The following is a 1,400-nucleotide window of genomic DNA, read 5'->3' as shown; positions in this document are numbered from 1 at the left end:
GTCCGCCTCCGGTGTGTTCGGCGGTCCGGGCCAGGGCAACTACGCGGCGGCGAACACCTTCCTGGACGCCCTCGCCGAGCACCGCCGGGCCACCGGTCTGCCCGCCAGGTCACTGGCGTGGGGCCTGTGGGCGGACGCGGGCGGCATGGCGGGCCGGCTCGACGACTCCGACGTGCAACGGATGAGCCGGGGCGGCCTGATACCCCTGCGTACGGCCGAGGGGCTGGCGCTGTTCGACGCGGCGGGCTCCACCGGACGTGCCGTACTGGCGCCCGTACCTCTCGACCTGCCCGCCCTGCACCAGCAGGCGCGCTCCCACCCCGTGGCCCCCGTCCTGCGCGGCTTGGTACGCGGTACGGCACGCAGGACCGTCGAGCGCGCCGCCGTCGCCGGCACGGAGCTGGCCCGGTCGCTCGCCGAACTGACCGAGGCGGAACGCGAGCGAGTACTGCTGGATCTCGTGCTCGGCCATGTCGCCGTCGTGCTCGGCCACAGCTCGGCAGGGGCCGTCGCACCCGACCGCGCCTTCAGGGAGCTGGGCTTCGACTCGCTCAGCGCGGTCGAGCTGCGCAACCGGCTGGGCGCGGCCACCGAACTGCGCCTGCCCGCGACCCTGGTCTTCGACTACCCGACCCCGGAGGCGGTGGCCGGATACCTCGGCACCGAGCTCGCGGGTACCCCGGTCGTCACGGCGACCCCCCGCGCGGTGGCGGCCGCGATCGACGAGCCGATCGCGATCGTCGGCATGAGCTGCCGCTACCCCGGCGGCGTGAACTCGCCCGAGGACCTGTGGCGCCTGGTACTGAACGGCGTCGACGCCATCGGCGAGTTTCCCGGCAACCGCGGGTGGGATCTGGAGCGGCTGTACCACCCGGACCCCGAGCACCCGGGCACCTCGTACGCCCGCGAAGGCGGCTTCCTGTACGACGCCGACCAGTTCGACCCGGCGTTCTTCGGCATTTCGCCGCGTGAGGCGCTGGCGATGGACCCGCAGCAGCGGCTGCTGCTGGAGACGTCCTGGGAAGCGTTCGAGCGGGCCGGGATCGCGCCGGAGTCGGTGCGGGGCAGCGCGACCGGTGTGTTCACGGGCCTGATGTACCACGACTACGCGGCGCGGCTGCGCTCCGTCCCGGAGGACGTGGAGGGCTACCTGGGCACCGGCGCGTCCGGCAGCGTCGCCTCCGGCCGCGTCGCCTACGTACTGGGGCTGGAGGGCCCCGCGGTGACGGTGGACACGGCGTGCTCCTCGTCGCTGGTCGCCCTGCACATGGCGGTGCAGGCGCTGCGGTCCGGGGAGTGTGAGCTGGCTCTGGCGGGCGGTGTCGCCGTGATGGCCACCGCGAGCACCTTCGTGGACTTCAGCCGTCAGCGGGGTCTGGCCGCCGATGGCCGGTGCAAGT

1 protein-coding gene is annotated in these 1,400 nt (G+C 73.8%); it reads left to right on the top strand.

Translation table 11 applies throughout. The features are described from left to right. Nucleotides 1–1,400 (top strand): beta-ketoacyl reductase (locus KYY02_RS33565; RefSeq protein WP_371244845.1); only part of this gene is annotated, 1,400 nt, incomplete at both ends.

It is taken from the genome of Streptomyces pimonensis (assembly GCF_041380215.1).
In the GTDB taxonomy this organism is placed as follows: Bacteria; Actinomycetota; Actinomycetes; order Streptomycetales; family Streptomycetaceae; genus Streptomyces; species Streptomyces pimonensis.
Note: the sequence above shows the minus strand (reverse complement) of the source record. Positions and strands in the feature narration are given on the sequence as shown.